The organism is Sorangium sp. So ce693, assembly GCF_051521375.1.
Lineage (GTDB): Bacteria > Myxococcota_A > Polyangia > Polyangiales > Polyangiaceae > Sorangium > Sorangium atrum.
On record NZ_CP150347.1, the window covers coordinates 3,825,352 to 3,843,817 of the forward strand.

The 18,466-nt window shown below is 73.7% G+C and carries 15 protein-coding genes; 10 read left to right on the forward strand and 5 right to left on the reverse strand.

Annotation, left to right across the window (positions count from 1 at the left end; translation table 11 throughout):
- Window positions 1–55 precede the first annotated feature (55 nt).
- Window positions 56–889, reverse strand: coding sequence for a tetratricopeptide repeat protein (locus WMF14_RS14620; RefSeq protein WP_437801532.1), 834 nt, complete (start codon window positions 887–889; stop codon window positions 56–58).
- A gap of 273 nt (window positions 890–1,162) precedes the next feature.
- Between WMF14_RS14620 and WMF14_RS14625 the strand changes: the two genes are divergently transcribed.
- The 7 genes from WMF14_RS14625 to WMF14_RS14655 all read left to right on the forward strand — a co-directional run bounded on the left by WMF14_RS14625 (window position 1,163) and on the right by WMF14_RS14655 (window position 8,082).
- Window positions 1,163–2,608 carry a sigma-54-dependent transcriptional regulator gene (locus WMF14_RS14625; RefSeq protein WP_437804209.1) on the forward strand — a complete coding sequence of 482 codons (1,446 nt, stop codon included), beginning with the start codon at window positions 1,163–1,165 and terminating at the stop codon, window positions 2,606–2,608.
- Between the two features lie 85 nt (window positions 2,609–2,693).
- A complete protein-coding gene (locus WMF14_RS14630) occupies window positions 2,694–3,977 on the forward strand; it encodes a formylglycine-generating enzyme family protein (protein ID WP_437801533.1) in 1,284 nt (427 codons plus the stop codon).
- A gap of 196 nt (window positions 3,978–4,173) precedes the next feature.
- Window positions 4,174–4,914: a hypothetical protein gene (locus tag WMF14_RS14635; RefSeq protein ID WP_437801534.1), complete on the forward strand. Its 741-nt coding sequence runs from the start codon at window positions 4,174–4,176 to the stop codon at window positions 4,912–4,914.
- The gene (locus tag WMF14_RS14640; RefSeq protein ID WP_437801535.1) at window positions 4,911–6,200 is read left to right on the forward strand and encodes an ABC transporter ATP-binding protein; all 1,290 of its coding nucleotides are present in this window, start codon (window positions 4,911–4,913) and stop codon (window positions 6,198–6,200) included. The genes WMF14_RS14635 and WMF14_RS14640 overlap by 4 nt, the downstream gene beginning before the upstream one ends.
- A complete protein-coding gene (locus WMF14_RS14645; RefSeq protein ID WP_437801536.1) occupies window positions 6,190–6,954 on the forward strand; it encodes a hypothetical protein in 765 nt (254 codons plus the stop codon). Before WMF14_RS14640 ends, WMF14_RS14645 begins: the two co-directional genes overlap by 11 nt.
- A 124-nt stretch (window positions 6,955–7,078) precedes the next feature.
- Window positions 7,079–7,498 carry a hypothetical protein gene (locus tag WMF14_RS14650; protein ID WP_272103474.1) on the forward strand — a complete coding sequence of 140 codons (420 nt, stop codon included), beginning with the start codon at window positions 7,079–7,081 and terminating at the stop codon, window positions 7,496–7,498.
- A 41-nt stretch (window positions 7,499–7,539) separates the two neighbouring features.
- Window positions 7,540–8,082, forward strand: a complete 543-nt coding sequence (locus tag WMF14_RS14655; protein WP_437801537.1) for a hypothetical protein — start codon at window positions 7,540–7,542, stop codon at window positions 8,080–8,082.
- Here the strand turns inward: WMF14_RS14655 and WMF14_RS14660 are convergent.
- The 3 genes from WMF14_RS14660 to smpB all read right to left on the reverse strand — a co-directional run bounded on the left by WMF14_RS14660 (window position 8,060) and on the right by smpB (window position 10,528).
- Window positions 8,060–9,514, reverse strand: a complete 1,455-nt coding sequence (locus tag WMF14_RS14660) for a DUF362 domain-containing protein (protein ID WP_437801538.1) — start codon at window positions 9,512–9,514, stop codon at window positions 8,060–8,062. The two genes, WMF14_RS14655 and WMF14_RS14660, sit on opposite strands and share 23 nt — an antisense overlap.
- 190 nt (window positions 9,515–9,704) lie before the next feature.
- Window positions 9,705–10,007 (reverse strand): hypothetical protein, encoded by a 303-nt coding sequence (locus tag WMF14_RS14665; RefSeq protein WP_272103478.1) that lies wholly within the window; start codon window positions 10,005–10,007, stop codon window positions 9,705–9,707.
- Window positions 10,004–10,528 carry an SsrA-binding protein SmpB gene (gene smpB / locus WMF14_RS14670; RefSeq protein ID WP_272103479.1) on the reverse strand — a complete coding sequence of 175 codons (525 nt, stop codon included), beginning with the start codon at window positions 10,526–10,528 and terminating at the stop codon, window positions 10,004–10,006. The genes WMF14_RS14665 and smpB overlap by 4 nt, the downstream gene beginning before the upstream one ends.
- Window positions 10,529–10,714: 186 nt before the next feature.
- Here smpB and WMF14_RS14675 point away from each other — a divergent pair, with 186 nt between their 5' ends.
- Window positions 10,715–11,146, forward strand: a complete 432-nt coding sequence (locus WMF14_RS14675) for a hypothetical protein (protein ID WP_437801539.1) — start codon at window positions 10,715–10,717, stop codon at window positions 11,144–11,146.
- A 186-nt stretch (window positions 11,147–11,332) separates the two neighbouring features.
- Here the strand turns inward: WMF14_RS14675 and WMF14_RS14680 are convergent, their stop codons facing one another.
- Entirely contained in the window at window positions 11,333–11,635 is a 303-nt protein-coding gene (locus tag WMF14_RS14680) for a hypothetical protein (RefSeq protein WP_437801540.1), read from the reverse strand.
- A gap of 808 nt (window positions 11,636–12,443) precedes the next feature.
- Between WMF14_RS14680 and WMF14_RS14685 the strand changes: the two genes are divergently transcribed.
- Entirely contained in the window at window positions 12,444–12,866 is a 423-nt protein-coding gene (locus tag WMF14_RS14685) for a hypothetical protein (RefSeq protein WP_437801541.1), read from the forward strand.
- A gap of 236 nt (window positions 12,867–13,102) precedes the next feature.
- Window positions 13,103–18,448, forward strand: coding sequence for an excinuclease ABC subunit UvrA (gene uvrA / locus WMF14_RS14690; protein ID WP_437801542.1), 5,346 nt, complete (start codon window positions 13,103–13,105; stop codon window positions 18,446–18,448).
- Window positions 18,449–18,466 lie beyond the last annotated feature (18 nt).

Sequence of the window (18,466 nt, forward strand, 5' to 3'; positions counted from 1 at the left end):
GGTCACGCCGCCGTCGCGCCCAGCAGGAGGCGACGGCTCGCCAGGGAGCAGGCCCTCAGAAGCGGCCGGCCATGCCGAGCCCGGCCGCGCCTGGTCCAGCGACCGGCGTCAGCTGGATCTTGCTGGGCCACGGCTGGTTGAACCCGAGCTCCCAGATGAGGCCACCGGCGACGCCGGCGGCGCCCAACCCGAGGAGCACGCCGCCGACGGTCGCGTGCGTGCGCCCCCGATTGCCCTGCTTGGCCGTGTCCTGCGTGCAGCCCTGGCGCGACGGGCAACGGTCCTCGGCGGCGCCGATATCGGCGAAGCCGCTCGAGGTCAGGATCCCGCCGACCAGCAGCGTGACGACGCCGGCGCCCGTCGCGACCCACGGCGTATAGCCGTAGGGAGGCTGCGGCGGAGGCTCCTCCTTGGGGCGGTCCGGGATCGCCGAGGCGGTGGGGGCCGTCGGGAGCACCGGCGGCGCCGACGCGGACGCGCTCGCGCTGGCGCTCGGCGCCGGCCGGAGGGCGTTCTTGAGGTTCTGGATCTTGTCCTGGATCGTCTGCGCGTCGCTCGCGTCCGGCGTGCGGGCCAGGTACGTCTCCAGCGCCGTGATCGCCTCGCCCCGCTCGCCCTTCTTCTCGTAGGCGTTGGCGATGTTGATCAGCACGCCGTGCGCCGAGCAGTCGAGCTGGTAAGCGTCCTTCCAGTACTGGATGGCGCGATCGTAGTCAGCGCGCTCGTAGAACTGCGTGGCGGCCTTGTGCGCCCCCTTGGCGCCTTCGAGGTCGGCGGCGGTCGCCGTGCGGTAGCACTCGGGGTACTCGATGGCCGGATCTCCTGCTAAGGCCAACCCCGCGGCGAGGAATATCCCCGCGCCGAGACCGACCAGCCAAGTCCGAGACACACGCATCCGAGCCGCCCTCCGCGAGAAGTGGCCGCAGCATACTGATCCGCTTCGCCGGCAGCGAGAAAAAGGAATCATTGCCGACCTCGAGGCAATGCGTTCGGCCTGGCGACCGGCGTGGCGAACGCCGGGCGAAGCGGCGGGCAGGGGAACGGGGCAGGAGCGCCGCCCTCGCGCCTGCGCGGCGCGAGGGCGGGCGACGCGGCCGACTGGAGCGTCGAGGGACGGTCCCGGCGCTTGCTTGGTTTCCGGTTCTGCTAGTCTCGCCCGGTGATGCTCCCCGAAAAGAAGCAGATCCTCGTCGTGGATGACGAGGCGAACCTCCGGCGCGTCCTCAGCGCCCAGCTCGGCCGGGATGGCTACGAGGTCCACACCGCCGAAGATGGCGAGGAGGGGCTCGCGTTCCTGAAGGAGCACCACATCGACCTGGTCATCACCGATCTCCGGATGCCCAAGGTCGACGGCATGGACCTGCTCCGCGCCGCGCTCCGCGACGACCCGTCGCGGCCTGTGGTGCTGCTCACGGCGCACGGGACCGTGGACAACGCCGTCGAGGCGCTCAAGACGGGCGCGTTCGACTACATCACGAAGCCGTTCGATCAGAACGAGGTGCGCGTCGTCGTGAAGAAGGCGCTCCGCACCCGCGATCTCGCGAGCGCGGACGCGACGCGGGACGTCTCCGCGGCGCTGCCCCGGGGGGGCTCCGACCGGTTCGGCATCATCGGCGAGAGCCCGCCCATCCAGGAGCTCTATGCGATCCTCGAGCGGGTCGCCGACACGCCGACCACGGTGCTCATCAGCGGCGAGAGCGGCACCGGGAAGGAGCTCGTCGCGCGGGCGCTGCACGAGAACTCCAGCCGCCGCGACCGGCCGTTCATCAAGGTCAACTGCGCGGCCATCCCGAAGGACCTCATGGAGTCGGAGCTCTTCGGCTACGAGCGCGGGGCCTTCACCGGCGCGGTCGCCTCCAAGCCGGGGCGCTTCGAGCTCGCCTCCGGCGGGACGCTCTTCCTCGACGAGATCGGCGAGATCCCGAACGAGATGCAGGTGAAGCTCCTGCGCGTCCTGCAGGAGAGCGAGTTCGAGCGGGTCGGGGGCATCAAGACCATCCACGTCGACGTCCGGCTCGTCGCCGCGACCAACCGCGACCTCAAGCGGGAGATCGCGGCGGGCACGTTCCGGGAAGACCTCTTCTACCGGCTCAACGTCGTCCCGATCGCGCTCCCCGCGCTGCGCGACCGGAGGAGCGACATCCCCCACCTCTGCGCCCACTTCGTCGCGAAGTTCAACGCGCGCCTCAAGAAGAGCATCGAGGGCATCGAGCCCGAGGCGCTCGAGCGCCTGGCCTCGCACGCCTGGCCGGGCAACATCCGCGAGCTCGAGAACGTCGTCGAGCGGGCGCTGCTCTTCGCCGACGGCGCGCGCATCCGCCTCGACGACCTGCCGGAGGAGATCCGCAGCGGCGCCGCGCCTCTGCCCGGCGCGTCGCTGCCGCTCGCGGCCGCTGCCGTGGACACCTCCGCCGCGCCGTCGACGCCCGACGGCCTCAAGGAGCAGGTGAAGGCGGCGATGAGCAAGCTCGAGCGCGACCTCATCGAGCGCGCCCTCAAGCAGACGCACGGCAACGTCACCCACGCCGCGCGGCTCCTCAAGATCTCGCGCAAGGGGCTCCAGCTCAAGATGAAGGAGCTGAACCTCCGCGAGCGCGACGCCGAGTGAGCCCGTGGGCCTCGGCGAGCAGCGCTCAGTCCGCGCATTGGGCCGCGCATTGGGCCGCGCATTGGGCCGCGCATTGGGCCGCGCATTGGGCCGCGCACCGGGCCGCGCGCCGGGGGGGAAGGCCCTCGCCGCCGCCGCCTCGCTCGCCGGCCTCCTCGCGGCCTCTCCCGGCTGCGATCGCGGCGGCGCCCCGCCGGGCGCGGACGCCGATCTCGACGCCGCCCCGCCCTGGGACGTGAGCCAGAACGAGCCGGAGCCGCGCCCCGGCATGGCGTGGATCCCGAAGGGCGTGCTCATCGCGGGCACGCCGCCGGACCGGCTGCCGCGCATCGCCGACGAGGAGATGGCGGGCGCGCAGGTCGTGATGCACGGCTTCTACATCGACATCTTCTCGTACCCCAACGAGGTCGGCGCGATCCCGAGCACGAACATCGCGCAGGACGAGGCGCGCGCGCTGTGCGAGGCGCAGGGCAAGCGCCTCTGCACGGAGCTCGAGATCGAGCGGGCCTGCAAGGGGCCGGACAACACCACGTACGAGTACGGCGACACGTACAAGGCGCCGGTCTGCGCGACCGGCCAGAGCCGGGTCCTGACGCCCAACGGGGTGAACGCCGGGTGCGTGAGCGCGTTCGGGGTGCACGATCTCCATGGCGGCGTATGGACCTGGACATCGAGCCAGTGGCAGCGGGACAGCGGCAAGCCGGGGCTCGTCACGCTGCGCGGAGGCAACGGGCCGGCGGGCGAGCTCGTCGGGCGATGCGCCCACGGGCGCGGCGCCAAGCCGGACACGCGCCGCCCCGAGGTCGGCGTCCGCTGCTGCGCCGGCGAGGTGAACAGCTTCGAGGTGGTGCTCGATGTGACGCGCGATCGTCCGCTCCGGCTGGAGCCGCTGGTCGACCCGCGCGCGGCGGCGCAGCTCGCGGAGCTCGCGCCGGAGGAGGCGCGCAACGCGCCCCGGGCCGGGTCGGCCGCGGGGGCGTTCAGCGTGGACCGCACGTGGACCTGGCACCCCCGGGGCAACGAAGAGCTCGTGCTCGGCGGCGGCTGCGCGCGGCCGGCCGGGGTGAACGGGGCGCCGCGCAGCCGCGCCAAGCGCGCGAAGCGGGCGCGCCCGGGCGACGGGACGACGTGCGGGCTCCTCGTCGCCCGGATGCGCATGAGCGCGCCGGCGCTGCTCGCGTTCGTCCCGTCGGATCTCTGGGAGCCAACGATCGGCGAGACGGACTCGCCGCGCGAGCTCTTCCTGTACGGCGGCGATGCGCTGGGCGCCTTCCGCCGCCGAATCACCTACGAGTGGGGCAAGATCGGCGTCGCCGACAAGGAGCGCAAGCGCAAGCACAAGGGGCGCCGCGGGCTCTCGTACGACTGAGGCCCCTCGGCCCCGCGCGGCGCGCGCCGGGGCTCGCGGTCGCAACGCAGTCGCGACGGCTGGCGCTGGCGCGCGGCGGCACCACATTCCGGCGGCGCGCTCCGGCCCGTGGCACATTCGCCTTGCGCCCGGGCGCCTGGAAGGGCAGCGCTAGCAGCGCGCGTCGCCGCCCCGCGCCGTCCGCGCGCTCCCTCCGATGACCAGCCCGCACGACCCCGAACCGCGCGACGCGCCGAGCAAGCGTCCGGACGATCCCGCGCGGCGGCGCGCGGCTGCGCGGCGCTCGCTGCGCGCAGCCGTGGCGCTCGGCTGCGCGCAGCTCCGCGGCGCGCGCGGCGGGCGGCTCGGCCTCGCCATGGCGGCGCTCATCTCGCTGGGGTGCGGCGTCACGGCGCTCGTGCTCCGGCTGGACGACGGGACGACCTCGCTGGAGGGGCTGCTCGGATCCGCGGCGCGCGGGCTCGCGTGGGCGGCCGCTGGCCCCATCGCCCTCGCGGCGGCGCACGATCGCCCGGGGGCCGACCGCCGCGACGGCATCGAGGCGCTCGCCGCCGCGCGGGGGATCTCGCGGGCCGTGCTCCACGGCGTCCGCAGCCTCGCCGCGATGCTCGAGGTCGCGCGCGTCGTCGCGCTCCCGCTGGCCGCGCTCTCGGTGCTCGCGGCGCTCCTCTCCGGCTCGCTGCTGCTCGGCCTCCAGCACCTCGCGTTCGGCGCCGCGCTCGCCCTGTTCGGCGTGGTCTCCGGTGTGACGCTCGGCGGCCTCGCCGCGGCGAGCGGCCGCGTCGCCGGGGCGCGGGGGCGCGCCCTGTTCCTGGCGCTGACCCTCGTCCCCTGGGGGCTCGCCGATCTCGCCGGCGACTCGAGGTGGTCGATCCCGGGAGCGCTCGGCGCGTTCCTCTCCTTTGCGGCCCGCTCGGCCGGAGGCCCTGCAGGATGAGCCCGGACGCGCCCGTCGTGGTGCTCGAGGGCGTGCGCGCGCGCGACGGCGCCGGCGAGAAAGGGCGCCCTCGCGGGGGCCTCTCCGGCCTGTCGTTGGTGCTCGGCCCGGGCGTGCACGCGGTGCTCGGCGCCCCGGAGGACGGGACGCTCGCCCTCGCGGAGGTGCTCGCAGGGCGCGCGGCGCCCCTCGCCGGCCGCGTCCTCGTGGCGGGGCGCGACCCGCGCCGGAGCGCGGCGACGCGGGCGCAGATCGGCGTCCTTGCCGCCACGCCCGAGCTGCCCGACGGCGCGTCGGTGGCGTCCTGCGTATCGGTCGCGCTCCGGGCCCGCGGCGCGCCCGCGATCGGCGCCGCGGCGCTCCTCGAGCCGCTCGGCGTGGCGCCGCTCCTCGCCCGCCGCGCCGCCTCGCTGAGCTTCTCCGAGGCCCGGGCGGTCGAGCTGTCGCTTGCCCTCGGGGTGCCGCGGCCGCTCCTGCTCTGCCTCGTCGAGCCGTTCGCCGACGTCGCCGTGCCGTCTCCGGAGCCGGTCCGAGAGCGCCTGCGCGCCCTCGCGGCAGCTGGCGCCTGCGTCGTGCTCGTCACGTCCTCGACCGTCGACGCGATCTCCCTCGCCGACCGCATCCACGTGCTCGATCGCGGCGTCATCGCGCGAACCGAGCCCGGCGCCGGCGAGCGCCTCGCCGCCGCCCCGGGCGCGGCCCCACCGGATGCGGGGCGGCCCGAGGTCGAGATCCACGTGCTCGTCCACGAGCGGGCGCCCGACGCGCCCGGCGCTCGCGCGCTCGCCGCGGCGCTCGCGTGCGCTCCCGCCGTGCGCGCGGGCGCATGGGAGCAGGGGCCGGCGGAGGCGTCGTCGACGCTGCGGATCCGGGCCGCGGACAGGGATGCGGCCGCGCTCGCGATCCTGGATGCGGCCGCGAGGGAGGACGTCACGCTCATCGCGATCTCCTCGCCGCCCCCGTCGATGCACGACGTGCGGGCGGCGACCGCGCTGCATCTGGCCGCCGTTCGCTCGCGCCGGCCCTTCGGCGCACCTGCGATCGAGGGCGCTGCCCCGCTGCCGGGCGCGCCCCAGGGGCCGTTCGCCGTGGCGGCCTTCGACGCACCGGCGCCGCCCGGCCCGGCAGCGCCGCCCAGCCGGCCGTCGGACGGCCCGCCCACGCCCGCTGGCGAGCCGCTGTCGGCGCCCGGTGATGCCGCTTTCGGCGGACGGATCGGGGCCAACCCGCCGGGGGCCGACGGTTCGCCGCGCGCCACGGAGACAGGACGCCACGATGGTGGGTGAGAGCGCATCGAGCGCCGCTGCGCGGCCGCTGCCTCCCGCGGAAGGAGGGGCCGAGCGGGGCGGGCCCGCGCTGACGGCCGTCCGCCTCGGGATGGAGATGACCCTGAGCCGCCTCCGCGCGCGGCGTCCGCTGCTGGCGTTCGGGCTCGGCGCCGCGCTCGCGCTCGCGGCCGCGGTCATCGAGGTCGCGTTCGGGTCTTCCGGGGCCGTGGACCGGGCGCTGCTCTCCACGTTCCGCCTCGCCACGCCGCTCACGATCTTCGCCCTCGCCGCCGACGCCGCCGATCGCACAACGCTGCGCGACGCGGCCTGGCCGGTGGCCCGCTTCGGCGCCCCGTCCCACCATGTCGCGCTCGGCATCGCCCTGGCCACGGCCCTCGCTTCCGCCCTCGTGGGAGCGCTGCTCGCCGCCGTCGTCGTCGCCGTCGCCCATGGTCCCGGCGCTGCGCCATTCGTCCGAGACATGCTCGTCAGTGGGTGGATCGGCGCGCTCACCGGAGCCGCCTACGCTGGCTGGTTCTCGCTCGGCGCGACCTTTTTCCGGCGCGGCGTCGGTCGCTTCGTGCCGCTCGCGGTCGATCTCCTGCTCGGTGGCTCGGCCGGAGTGATCGGCGCACTGTTGCCCCGGGGCAGCGCCGTCAACCTCCTCGGCGGCCCGTCGCCGCTCGGGCTCGGGCAGCCCGCGAGCGCCGCCCTGCTCGCGTCGAGCGCCCTCGTCCTCGCGCTCGCCGCGGCGGCTCGCTGCAGGGAATAGCGCGCGGGCCGGGGCGGCGGGGCTCAGCTCGCCTTGCCCCGACCGGCTGCTTGACGTTCACGGCGATGGCGCGAGCGGCGCAAGAGGGATGGCTTCATCCGCTCGTTCACGTACTCTTCGGGGAATGACTCAGGAGCACGGGGACGACGAGGCCACCAAGGCGGTCAACGCGCCTCGATCGGTCCTGCTCGTCGGCTCGTCCGAGGCGCTGGCGGCGCGCTGCAGGGGGATGTGCCTGCGGGCTCGCGTCATGCTCATCGTCGAGAGCGACCTCGCGGCGCTGACGAACACGGCCGTGGAGCGGAAGCCGCTCGCGCTCTTGTTCCCCGACGACATCTACGCCTTCGACAGCGCGGAGTTCGACGCCTTGGCGCGCGACATCCAGGCCGCGGTGGTGACCCTCGAGCCAGGCGTCACGGACGAGGTCATCGAGGCGCGGCTCGCGGAGGCGCTGCTCCGGGCCGAGCTCCTCCGGCAGCCCGAGCCGTCGTCGAGCCGCTACGTGCTCGTGCCCGACGGCCCCCGCCGCTCCAAGCGCCGCTGACCGGCGCGCCCTTGCATGACGACGAAAAGGAGCTCCATCCGATGAGCGCGCTGCACCTCGATCCGAACGCGTCCCGCCTGACGATCCACACCCGAGCCGTGGGGATGCTCGCGCGCCTGGCGCACGACCTCGAGATCACGGCGTCCGAGCTGCGCGGTCGGGCGCGTCTCGACGGCGAGTCATGGACCGCCGAGCTCGAGATCCCCGTGGCCAGGCTCTCCGTCGCGGGGGTCCTGCGCGGCGATCGCGTCGATCCCGACGCGCTCTCCGCGGGAGATCGCGGCGACATCGAGCGGCGCCTGCGCGGCGAGGTGCTCGCGGGGACCGAGATCGTGGAGGTGCGCGCCTCGGGGGCCACGCGTGACCGCGCCGAGGTGCGCGTCCAGGTCGCCTCGGGGAGCGCCGCCCTGGTGGCGCGGCTCTCCTCGCGCGATCGCGGCGACGGAGCGATCGGGGTGACGGGCACCTGTCAGCTGTCGATGGCTGCGCTCGGCGTGCGGGAGGTCAAGGGGCCGCTCGGCGCCTTCAAGGTGCGGGACGAGCTCGACGTCCTCTTCGATCTCACTCTGCGTCCGGCGGGCTAGGCGGCTCGGACGGGAGCTCGGGCGCCGCTTCGCCGCGCGGGCAGGCGCCGTGGACCTGGTAGGGCTTGCCGGCGAGCCGCTTCGCGAGCGAGGCCCCGCGCCAGGCGACGTACGCCTTGTTGAAGTCGAGCAGCTGGTCGGGGGCGAAGTAGGGGTTCTTCGTCTTGCCCAGCGTGACCAGCGTGAGCACCTGCTCCGCCACGCTCACGGGGCAGCCCTCGAGCCGGAGGGTGGTCTCGTTCCGGGCCATCGCGAGCTTGGTCGTCACCTTCACCATCTTCGCGAGGACGTCGTCGTGCTTCGCTGTGTAGGGGTCCCGCGCGCTCCGCTCCCGGTACAGGCTCTCGATGCTGACCAGCTGATCGCCGATCTTCCCTTTGTACGTCGCGCAGTCGCCGATGAAGATCACCTTCTCGCCCGGCTTCGCGTCGATGGGGCCGTCGTAGGCGCCGAACACGACGTGCATCCGCGGCATCTTCGCGTCGCACTCCTTGTCGTACTCGCGCAGGATCTCGATCGCCTCCTCGATGGCCCCTGGACAGCCGCCCCAGCAGTAGTCGGTGCGCTCGGGCTCGGGCGGCGAGCCCGCGTAGGCCGTGATGTTCGTGCCCTCGAAGTACTTCTCGACGCGGACGAGGCCCACCTTGAACCCCTTGGCCTTGTGCTTCGCCTCCTCGAGCGTCACGTCCCCCGCGATCTCGATGTCGCCGAGATCCATCGGGCCGAAGCCGCGCTCCGACGCCAGGCGGATGTGCTCGACGCTCCTCGGATCGACGCCGATGATCTGGCAGCAGACCGAGTCGAACGCGACCTGGTTGTTCCCCATGATGATGAGGCCCAGGTCGAACGGCGAGGGCGTGAGCATCCGGCCCTCGCCGGCGGTGATGGCGTCGATCGCGATGAACTGCGGCTGCACGATGTACTGGAGGTCGGCGACCTTCTCGTTCAGCCGGTGATCGTGATCGATGAGCCTGTGCCGATCGTCCTGGATCCCGATGTAGTTCTTCATCGAGAAGGTCACCGTGGTCCAGGGGTGCGATTTGAACTTGGGGCAGTTCACGAAGAAGTCGGCCTTCGCGACGGGCTCCGGCGTGAACACGTAGTCGCGCAGCCGGCCCTCGTGCGTGAGCGGGATCTCGACCTGCTGCTCTTCCTCGAAGTGGTAGTGCTTGACCCCGGTCCGGCGGAACATCGGGTAATAGCCGGCGCTCTCGTACGTCATGCGGGTCGGGAGCGTGATGCCGCACCGCTCCCCGACGGCGAGCTCTCTCACGCGCCCGTCGTCGCGATCCTTGAGCGCGCCGATCACCCCCTCGACGAACTCGGGCCGCGTGTACGCGTGCGGAAAGTGCGCGCCCGACGCGACGACGTTGGGCTTGATGAGCGTCCGGCCATGCGGGCGGAGCGAGAGCTCTTCGAGACCGCTGCGCACGATGCTGCGGATCTTCGCAACGTCATACGTCGAGCAGCGGCGCAGAATTACACGAGGGCGCGACGTAATTTTCATAGAAAGCCAGCGTATGGGTCGCGCTGAGCCATCGCAACTCTGGCCGCCGGACGAGCCACGCCGCGTTGCCCCTGCAGAACGGCGTGGCGTTCGCTGCTGGACGGATCGTCGTGGCTCAGCCCGTACGTTCGCCGCCGACGAGCCGCGCCAGCTCGGCGCGGACCTCGCGCGTCGCATCGATGAGCCGGCCTTCGAGCTCGTAGGTTCGCTCACCGGGCGCTGCGCCGTTGGGCTCGGTGGGTGTGCGCAGGCGGCACCGGGCGACCTTCACGCGGATCGCCGTCCCCGTCGCTTGCAGCGAGCCTTCCACGCGCGCTCCGGGCGCCGAGGAGGCGGTCGAGTGGAGCCGCACGCGATCGCCGTCGAGCTCGACGAGCTCCGCCTCGCCGCCCTTGGACCAGGTGAGGTGCGATGTCATTCCGGCCTCCGCAGCCCGGCGCTCCGCCCGCGGGCGGCGCCGCCGCGGGCCCGCTCGATCGCCGCGCGGGCTTCACGGGCGGCGTCCTTCTCTTTCAGGCTCTCGCGCTTGTCGACGGTCTTCTTCCCCTTCGCGAGGGCGATCTCGACCTTCACGCGGCCGTGCTTGAAATAGAGGCGGGTCGCGATCACGGTCATGCCCTCCCGCTCCACGCTCTTGCGGATCGTCTCGATCTCGCTCTCGTGCAGCAGCAGCTTGCGCGGGCGCTTCGCCTCGTGCCCGAAGGCGGCGCCGGGCATCACGGGGATGTTGACCCCCTTCAGGAACGCCTCTCCGTTCTCGATGGCGCACCAGCTGTCGGTGAGCTCGGCCGCGCCTTCGCGGAGCATCTTCACCTCGCTGCCGAGCAGCACCAACCCTGCCTCGAACCGATCGTCGAGGGTGTAGTCGAACGTCGCGCGCTTGTTGCGCACGATGAGCTTCTCCCCCTCTCGCTCCTTCTCTTTGCCAGCGCGGCTCACGCGGCCGCATAGCGCGCGCGCCGCCGCCTGTCCACACCGCTTCACGGGGCGGCGCGAGCGCCCCGCGGCTGCGCGCCGCTTCGCGCGGCGCGTCCCGCTGCGGTGGCGGCGTCATCGCTTGACGCCGATCGCCGCCGCTCGTCCAATGGTCCTTTCGCACGACCTGCCGTCGGCCTGGAGGACTCAGTGAATCGCGGACTGCGCTTTTCGGCCTGGCTCGGGGCGATCGTGGTCAGCTCTGCGCTGCTCCCCGCGTGCAGCTGCAGCTGCGGCGTCGCCGCGGATGGCGGCACCGTGGGCGGCGATGGGGGGTGGGGCGGCGACGGGCAAGGCGGCGACGGGCGGGGCGGCGGCGATGGGCAGGGCGGCGGCGATGGGCAGGGCGGCGACGGGCGGGGCGGCGGCGATGGGCAGGGCGGCGACGGGCGGGGCGGGGGCACGCAGACTCCCAGGCGCCTCGGGGCGACCGAGACGGTGACGGCCGGCGAGGTCGCGAGGAACTCGCGCTACCGCATGGTGTTCACGCTCGGCCAGCCGACGCAGAACCAGGGCACGTCGACCTCACCCAAGGTTCGGATGCGAGGAGGGCTCATCGGAGCCAACGGGAGCTTGCCATGACGAGGAGCTGGTGATGCGGACGTCGATGATCGCGCGATGCATGACGGCATCCGCCCTGGCGGCGGGCGCGGTCATGGGCGCAGGGACCGCGGCTGCGGCGGTTCCGGCGACCATCACCCATCAAGGCCGGCTCTACGACGAGCGCGACGCGCCCATCAGCGCGACGCTCGATGTCGTGTTCGCCCTTTACGACGAGCGCGACGCTTCGACGCCCTTGTGGAGCGAGGTCCACTCGATCACGTTCGAGGACGGCTTCTTCTCGGTGCGCCTCGGCTCGATCGTCCCGTTCGAGGGAGCGATCTTCGACGGCGCCGAGCGGTACCTCGGCATCACCGTCGGTGACGATGTCGAGCTGGAGCCACGCGCGACGGTCGCGAGCGTTCCGTATGCGCTGCTCGCCGGCAATGTGAACGGCGACATCACGCCGACCTCGGTCACGGTGAACACCACGAGCGGCAACACGCTGGTGCTCGGCGAACGCGGGGTCATCGTGAACGGCGTCCTCGTGATCGACGAGAACGGCGAGTGGGTCGGCTCGCCGGCGGGGCTTCAGGGACCGCAAGGGCTGCCTGGGCCGATCGGTCCTGCCGGCGTAGCAGGCCCGCCTGGACCTACGGGCCCGGAGGGGAGGGTCGGTGCGACCGGCCCTGCGGGTGCTGCGGGTCCGACAGGGCCGGCCGGGCCGCCTGGAGCGGTCGGGCCAACGGGCGCCGCAGGTCCCATCGGGCCCACGGGGCCGGAAGGCGCGGCTGGCCCTAGAGGGCCGGAGGGCGCGGCAGGGCCCGCAGGTCCCATCGGGCCCACGGGGCCAGCAGGTCCGATGGGACCAGAGGGCCTGGTGGGTCCGATCGGGCCGGAGGGCCCGGCGGGCGCGACCGGACCGGAGGGCCCGAGGGGACCAGAGGGGCCGGAGGGCGCGATGGGGCCGGAGGGGCCGATGGGCCCGAGGGGACCAGAAGGCCCTGTGGGCGCGATGGGACCGGAGGGGCCGATGGGCCCGAGGGGACCAGAAGGCCCGGTGGGCGCGATGGGACCGGAGGGGCCGATGGGCCCGAGGGGACCAGAAGGCCCTGTGGGCGCGATGGGACCGGAGGGGCCAATGGGCCCGCTCGGGCCAGAGGGGCCGATCGGTCCGATGGGACCAGCGGGTCCTGCCGGTTCGATAGGACCAGCGGGCCCTACCGGCCCGCAGGGATCCGTGGGCCCTACCGGCCCGCAGGGACCAGTGGGCCCTACCGGTCCGCAGGGACCACGCGGGTTTACCGGTCCTGCTGGTCCGACCGGGCCCCAGGGGGTCGTGCTGACGTTGACGGTCCAGGGCGTCGGTCCGTACTCCTCCCTGCCGGCCGGGAAGCCTGTCGACTTTTTCGGACCGACAGCGTCGGTGGCGGTCTCGTCGACGAGCCAGTCCATCTACGCGACCGCGCATCGGTACCTGGGCACAGACGGCTCGCCCGCGGACACCCTCAAGCTCTACATGTGCTACCAGCGGGTTCGTTCCGGGCCGTCTGGCACGGTGCTCGACGAGGTCCAGGCGGTCGGCCTCGGTATGGCCGGCGGCCGGCTTCCCGCGGAGACCCGCGTCTCCTTCGGGCTCAGCGCCGTCATCACCGGCCTCGCCGCGGGCACGTACAACATCGGGATGTGCGGCCAGACCTTCAGCCCGAACTGGACCAGCAACGACTACGGCTACCTCTCGATCGTCCTCGTCAACGGCTAGCCGCAGCGCCTGCCGGGCGCGCCCGAGCGTCGTGCGCACCCGCCCCCGGGTCCCTCGCCACGTGCCCTGATAATTCGACGGCGCAGAACGCAATGCTGCGGCGCGCTCGGTCGGCGCGCCCCCCTCGTACGATCGTCCGCGACGATGGGCTGAAAGGGGGCTAAACACTCGCGGTTTTCACGCGGGCGTGTCCACTCCGGACGGCGTCCCCGCGGGTTCACCCTACCGCGCCTCCTATGCACTCGATCTCTCTCCGCGGCGCCCGCACGCACAACCTCCAGGGCATCGACCTCGATTTCCGGCCCGGCGAGCTCGTGGCCATCGCCGGCGTCTCGGGTGCCGGCAAATCGTCGCTCGCGCTCGATACGCTCTATTCCGAGGGACAGCGCCGGTTCGTCGAGAGCTTCAGCCCGTACGCTCGCCAGTTCCTCGAGCGGCTCGAGCGGCCGCCGATCGACGCGCTCGAGCCGGTGGCGGCCGGCGTCGCCGTCGATCGACGCGCGCCGGTCAAGAGCTCGCGGTCGACCGTCGCCACGATGGCCGACCTCGAGCCGTATTTCTGCGCGCTCTTCGCGCGCGAGGCGGTGCCTGTCTGCCCGTCCTGCGAGGTGCCGGCGGCGCGGACCGATCCGGCGCGCGCGGCCGACCTCGCCGCGAGCGCGCACGAGGGGGCGACCGCGCTCGTCACGTACCCGATCCCGGTCGCCGGAACCGAGCGGTTCCTCGACGTGCGCGAGTCGCTGCTCGCCGCCGGCTACCGGCGCCTCCTCGTCCGCGGCGAGGCGCGCGACATCGACACCGTGGCGCCGTCCGAGGCGATGAGCGGCGTCGACAAGGTCGAGGTCATCGTCGATCGCGTCCGGGTCGCCCCCCGGGAGCGCCGGCGCCTCGGCGCCGCCATCGAGGAGGCGTGGAAGGGCAGCGGGGGCGACGCCTCGCTCCACCTGCAGCGCAAGGCCGACGAGCAGGTCGGCCAAGGGGCGGGGCCCACGCGGCTCCGGCTCGTGCGCGGGCTCGCCTGCCCCTCGTGCGCGCGCGCCTTCGATCCGCCGCGCCCCGGGCTGTTCTCGTACCAGTCCCCGACCGGCGCGTGCCCCTCGTGCCGCGGCTTTGGCCGCACGCTCGGCATCGATTACGACAAGGTGATCCCGGACGCCTCGAAGTCGATCGCGGGCGGCGTGATCCGGCCCTGGAACGGCCGCTCGACGACGTGGGAGCGGAAGCTGCTCCGCGCGTTCTGCGAGCGGAAGGGCATCCGCACCGACAAGCCGTGGCGCGACCTCTCCGACGCGCAGCGCGCGCTCGTGCTCGAGGGGGAGGGCTCATGGACGCAGGGGAAGTACCCCGGGGTGAAGGCCTGGTTCCGCTGGCTCGAGACGCGCACGTACAAGATGCACGTCCGCGTGCTGCTCGCGCGCTACCGCACCTACGACGTGTGCGTCGCGTGCAACGGCAAGCGGCTCTCCCCCGAGTCGCTCCTCTACCGCGTCGGCGGCCTGGATCTCGCCGCCTGGCACGAGCTCGAGCTCCGCGACGCCCGCGCGCGCCTCGAGGCCGAGCGCCCCCAGACGGGCCAGGGGGAGATGGCGCGCCGCGAGCTCATCGCGCGGCTCGGGTACCTCGAGCGGGTCGGGCTGGGCTACCTCTCGCTCGCCCGCCAGGCGCGTACGCTCTCCGGCGGCGAAGCGCAGCGCGTCGCGCTCACCGCGGCGCTCGGCACGTCGCTGACGGGCGCGCTCTTCGTGCTCGACGAGCCGACGGTCGGGCTGCACCCGACGGACATCCCGCCGCTCATCGCGGCCATGCGCGAGCTCGCCGATCGCGGCAACGCCGTGCTCGTCATCGAGCACGAGCCCCTCGTCGTCCGGGCGAGCGATCGCGTCGTCGAGCTCGGCCCCGGCGCGGGCAAGCAGGGCGGGCGCGTCACCTTCGACGGCCCGCCCGACGGGCTCGCCGCGCGCGGCCCGCTGGCGCCGGCGCGCGCGGAGCGCCGGGCGCCGAGCGGGAAGATCACGATCCACGGCGCTCGCGAGAACAACCTCCGCGACGTCACGGTCGACGTGCCGCTCGGCGTCGTCGTGGCGATCACGGGGCCGAGCGGCTCGGGCAAGAGCACGCTGGTGAACGACGTGCTCTACCGGCACGTCGCGAGGGCGCGCGGCTACAAGGACGTCGAGGCGCCCGGCCTGTACAGGCGCATCGAGGGCACGGCCGACATCCGCACCGTCACGCTCGTCGACCAGGCGCCGCTGGGGCGCACCTCGCGGGGCAACCCTGCCACCTACACCGGCGCGTGGAACCGGATCCGCGCGCTCTTCGCCGAGCAACCGGAGGCGTCGGCGCGGGATCTCGGGCCCGGCCACTTCTCGTTCAACGTCGCGCTCGGGCGCTGCGAGGCGTGCGCGGGCGAGGGGAGCGAGACGATCGAGATGCAGTTCCTCGCCGACGTGTCGCTGACCTGCCCGACCTGCAAGGGCAAGCGGTTCCGCGACGAGGTGCTCGAGGTGAAGCTCGACGGCCGCTCGGTCGCCGACGTGCTCGACCTCTCGATCGACGAGGCGTTCGAGGTCTTCATGGGGCAGCCCGCGGTCCGGCGGGCGCTCGCGCCGCTCAAGCAGCTCGGCCTCGGCTACCTCACGCTCGGCCAGCCGCTCTCGACGCTCTCCGGCGGTGAGGCGCAGCGGCTGAAGATCGCGCGCGCGCTCGGCGAGCCCTGCGCGGGCGCGCTCTTCCTCCTCGACGAGCCGAGCGCCGGCCTTCACCCCGAGGAGGTGACGCACCTCAACGCCGCGCTCTCCGTGCTCGTGGCCGAGGGCGCGTCCGTGATCGTCGTCGATCACGATCTCGACGTCATCGCCGCGGCGGATTGGGTCGTCGATCTCGGCCCGGGCGCGGGCAGCGAGGGCGGGAGCGTCGTCGCCGAGGGGACGCCCGAGGCGGTGGCCAGGACGGCGACGCGGACCGGCGTCTCGCTGGCGGAGTGGTTCGCGCAGCGGGGCGACGGCGGCGCTCGGCGTCCGCGGCGCGGTACGGCGGCGGCCCCTGCGGCCCCGAAGCCCGGCAAGCGCGGCGGCGGCCTCGCGCGCGCGTCGCTCGACCGGGGGCGGATCGAGGTCGAGGGCGCCCGCGAGCACAACCTCGCCGAGGTCTCGACCGTGATCCCGCACGGCGAGATCGTCGTCGTCACCGGCCCGAGCGGCTCTGGCAAGAGCACGCTCGCGTTCGACGTGGTCTTCGCCGAGGGGCAGCGGCGCTTCCTCGAGACGCTGACCCCCTACGCGCGCCAGTTCCTCCCCACGCTGCCGCGGCCGGACGTCGATCGCGTCACCGGCGTCCCCCCCTCGATCGCGCTCGAGCAGCGCACCACGCGCTCCGGCGCCAACTCGACCGTCGCGACCGTGACCGAGATCGCGCACTACCTGCGGCTGCTCTACGCCAAGGTCGGCGAGGCGCGCTGCCCGGACTGCGACGTGCCGATCGAGGCGCGATCGCCGGACGAGGTCTACCGCTCGCTCGTCTCGACGCGCGGCGCGCGGACGCTCCTCGCCCCCGCCGTCGTGGCGCGCAAGGGGACGTACCTCGACGTCTTCACCGCCGCCGCCCGGGCCGGCATCACCCGCGCGCTCGCCGACGGCGAGCCGTGCGCGACCGACAGCCCTCCTCGCCTCGACAAGCGCCGCGAGCACTCGATCGATCTCGTGATGTACGAGGGGCGCATGGACGGGCTGGATCGCGCCCTCTTCGATCGCGCCCTCTCGTTCGGTCGCGGCGCGGTCAAGCTCGTCGGCGGCCGAGGCGGAGAGCAGCTGCTCTCCACGACGCGCACGTGCCCGCGCTGCGGTGTCGGTGTCCCGGAGCTCGATCCTCGCTGGTTCTCCTTCAACACGAAGCAGGGCCGCTGCGCGTCGTGCGAGGGGACGGGCGCCTCGGACTTCGACGACGACGCGCTCGCGACGCCCGACCCGTGCGAGGACTGCGGCGGCTCGCGCCTCGCGCCGATCCCGCGCGCGGTCCGGCTCGCCGGAGAGCGTTACCACCAGGCGTCGGGCCGCTCGGTCGCGGCCGCGGCCGCGTGGGCGAGGGGGCTACAGTTCACGGGCGACCGCGCGCTGATCGCCGAGGCGCCGCACAAGGAGCTCTGCCGCCGGCTCGACTTCGTCTGCGAGGTGGGCCTCGGCTACCTCACGCTCGATCGGCGCGCGGCCACCCTCTCGGGCGGCGAGATGCAGCGCCTGCGGCTCGCGGCGCAGCTCGGCAGCGGCCTCACCGGGGCGCTGTACGTCCTCGACGAGCCGACCATCGGCCTGCACCCGCGCGACACCGACCGGCTGCTCGGCAACCTCCGGAGGCTCGCCAGCATGGGGAGCACCGTGCTCATGGTGGAGCACGACGCCGACACGATCCGCGCGGCGGATCACCTGATCGACCTCGGCCCCTCGGGCGGGCGCAAAGGCGGCCGGATCGTCGCGGCGGGGCCGTCGCGCGCGGTGCTCACGAACCCCGACTCGCCGACCGCCCGAGCGCTCGCCGGCGAGGACGCGCTGCTCAGCGCGCGCCCGGCGCGCCCTCAGGTGCGCGAGCAGATCGAGCTCCTCGGCGCCCGCGCGCACAACCTCCAGGGGGACACGCTCCGCATCCCCGCGGGGCGGATGACGGTGATCGCCGGCGTGTCCGGCTCGGGGAAGAGCACGCTGATCCAGAAGGTGCTCTACCCCGCCGCGCGCCGCGCGCTGAAGCTGGAGGCCCCCGAGCCGGGCCCGCACAAGGCGCTGCGGCTGCCGAAGGGCATCCTGCGGGCGGTGGCCGTCGATCAGTCGCCCATCGGGCGGACGCCGCGCTCGATCCCCGCGACGTTCCTTGGCGTCTGGGACGAGGTCCGCAAGCTCTACGCTGCCTGCCCCGACGCGCAGGTGCGCGGCTACGGCCCTGCGCGGTTCTCCTTCAACACGGCCTCCGGCGGGCGGTGCCCCGCGTGCGAGGGGCAGGGCGTCATCGCGCATGAGATGTCGTTCTTGCCGGACGTGACCACGCCTTGCGAGGCGTGCGGCGGCGCGCGCTTCGAGCCGGCGACGCTCGACGTGCGCTACCTCGGCCTGTCCGTCGGCGAGCTCCTGGATCTCACCGCGGAGGAGGCCGTCGAGGTCTTCGCGGCCCACCCGAAGATCCGCGCCCCGCTCTCGACGATGTGCGATCTCGGCGTGGGCTATCTCCACATCGGCCAGGGTTCGCACACGCTCTCGGGCGGCGAAGCCCAGCGTCTCAAGCTCGCGGCGGAGCTGACGGCCGGCGCGCGGCCGAAGCCCACGCTGTATGTGCTCGACGAGCCCACGACCGGCTTGCATCTGGCGGACGTGACGCGCCTGGTCCGCGTGCTCGATCGCCTCGTCGAGCGCGGCGACACGCTGGTGATCATCGAGCACCACCCGGCGGTCATCGCGTGCGCGGATCACGTGGTGGAGCTCGGCCCGGAGGGCGGCGCCGGCGGCGGGCGCATCGTGGCGGAGGGCACCCCGCGCGAGGTGGCGCGTCAGCCGACGGCGACGGGCGAGGTGCTGAAGCGGATCTTCGCGAAGGCTACCTGAGCGGGCGCGCCGCGCGAA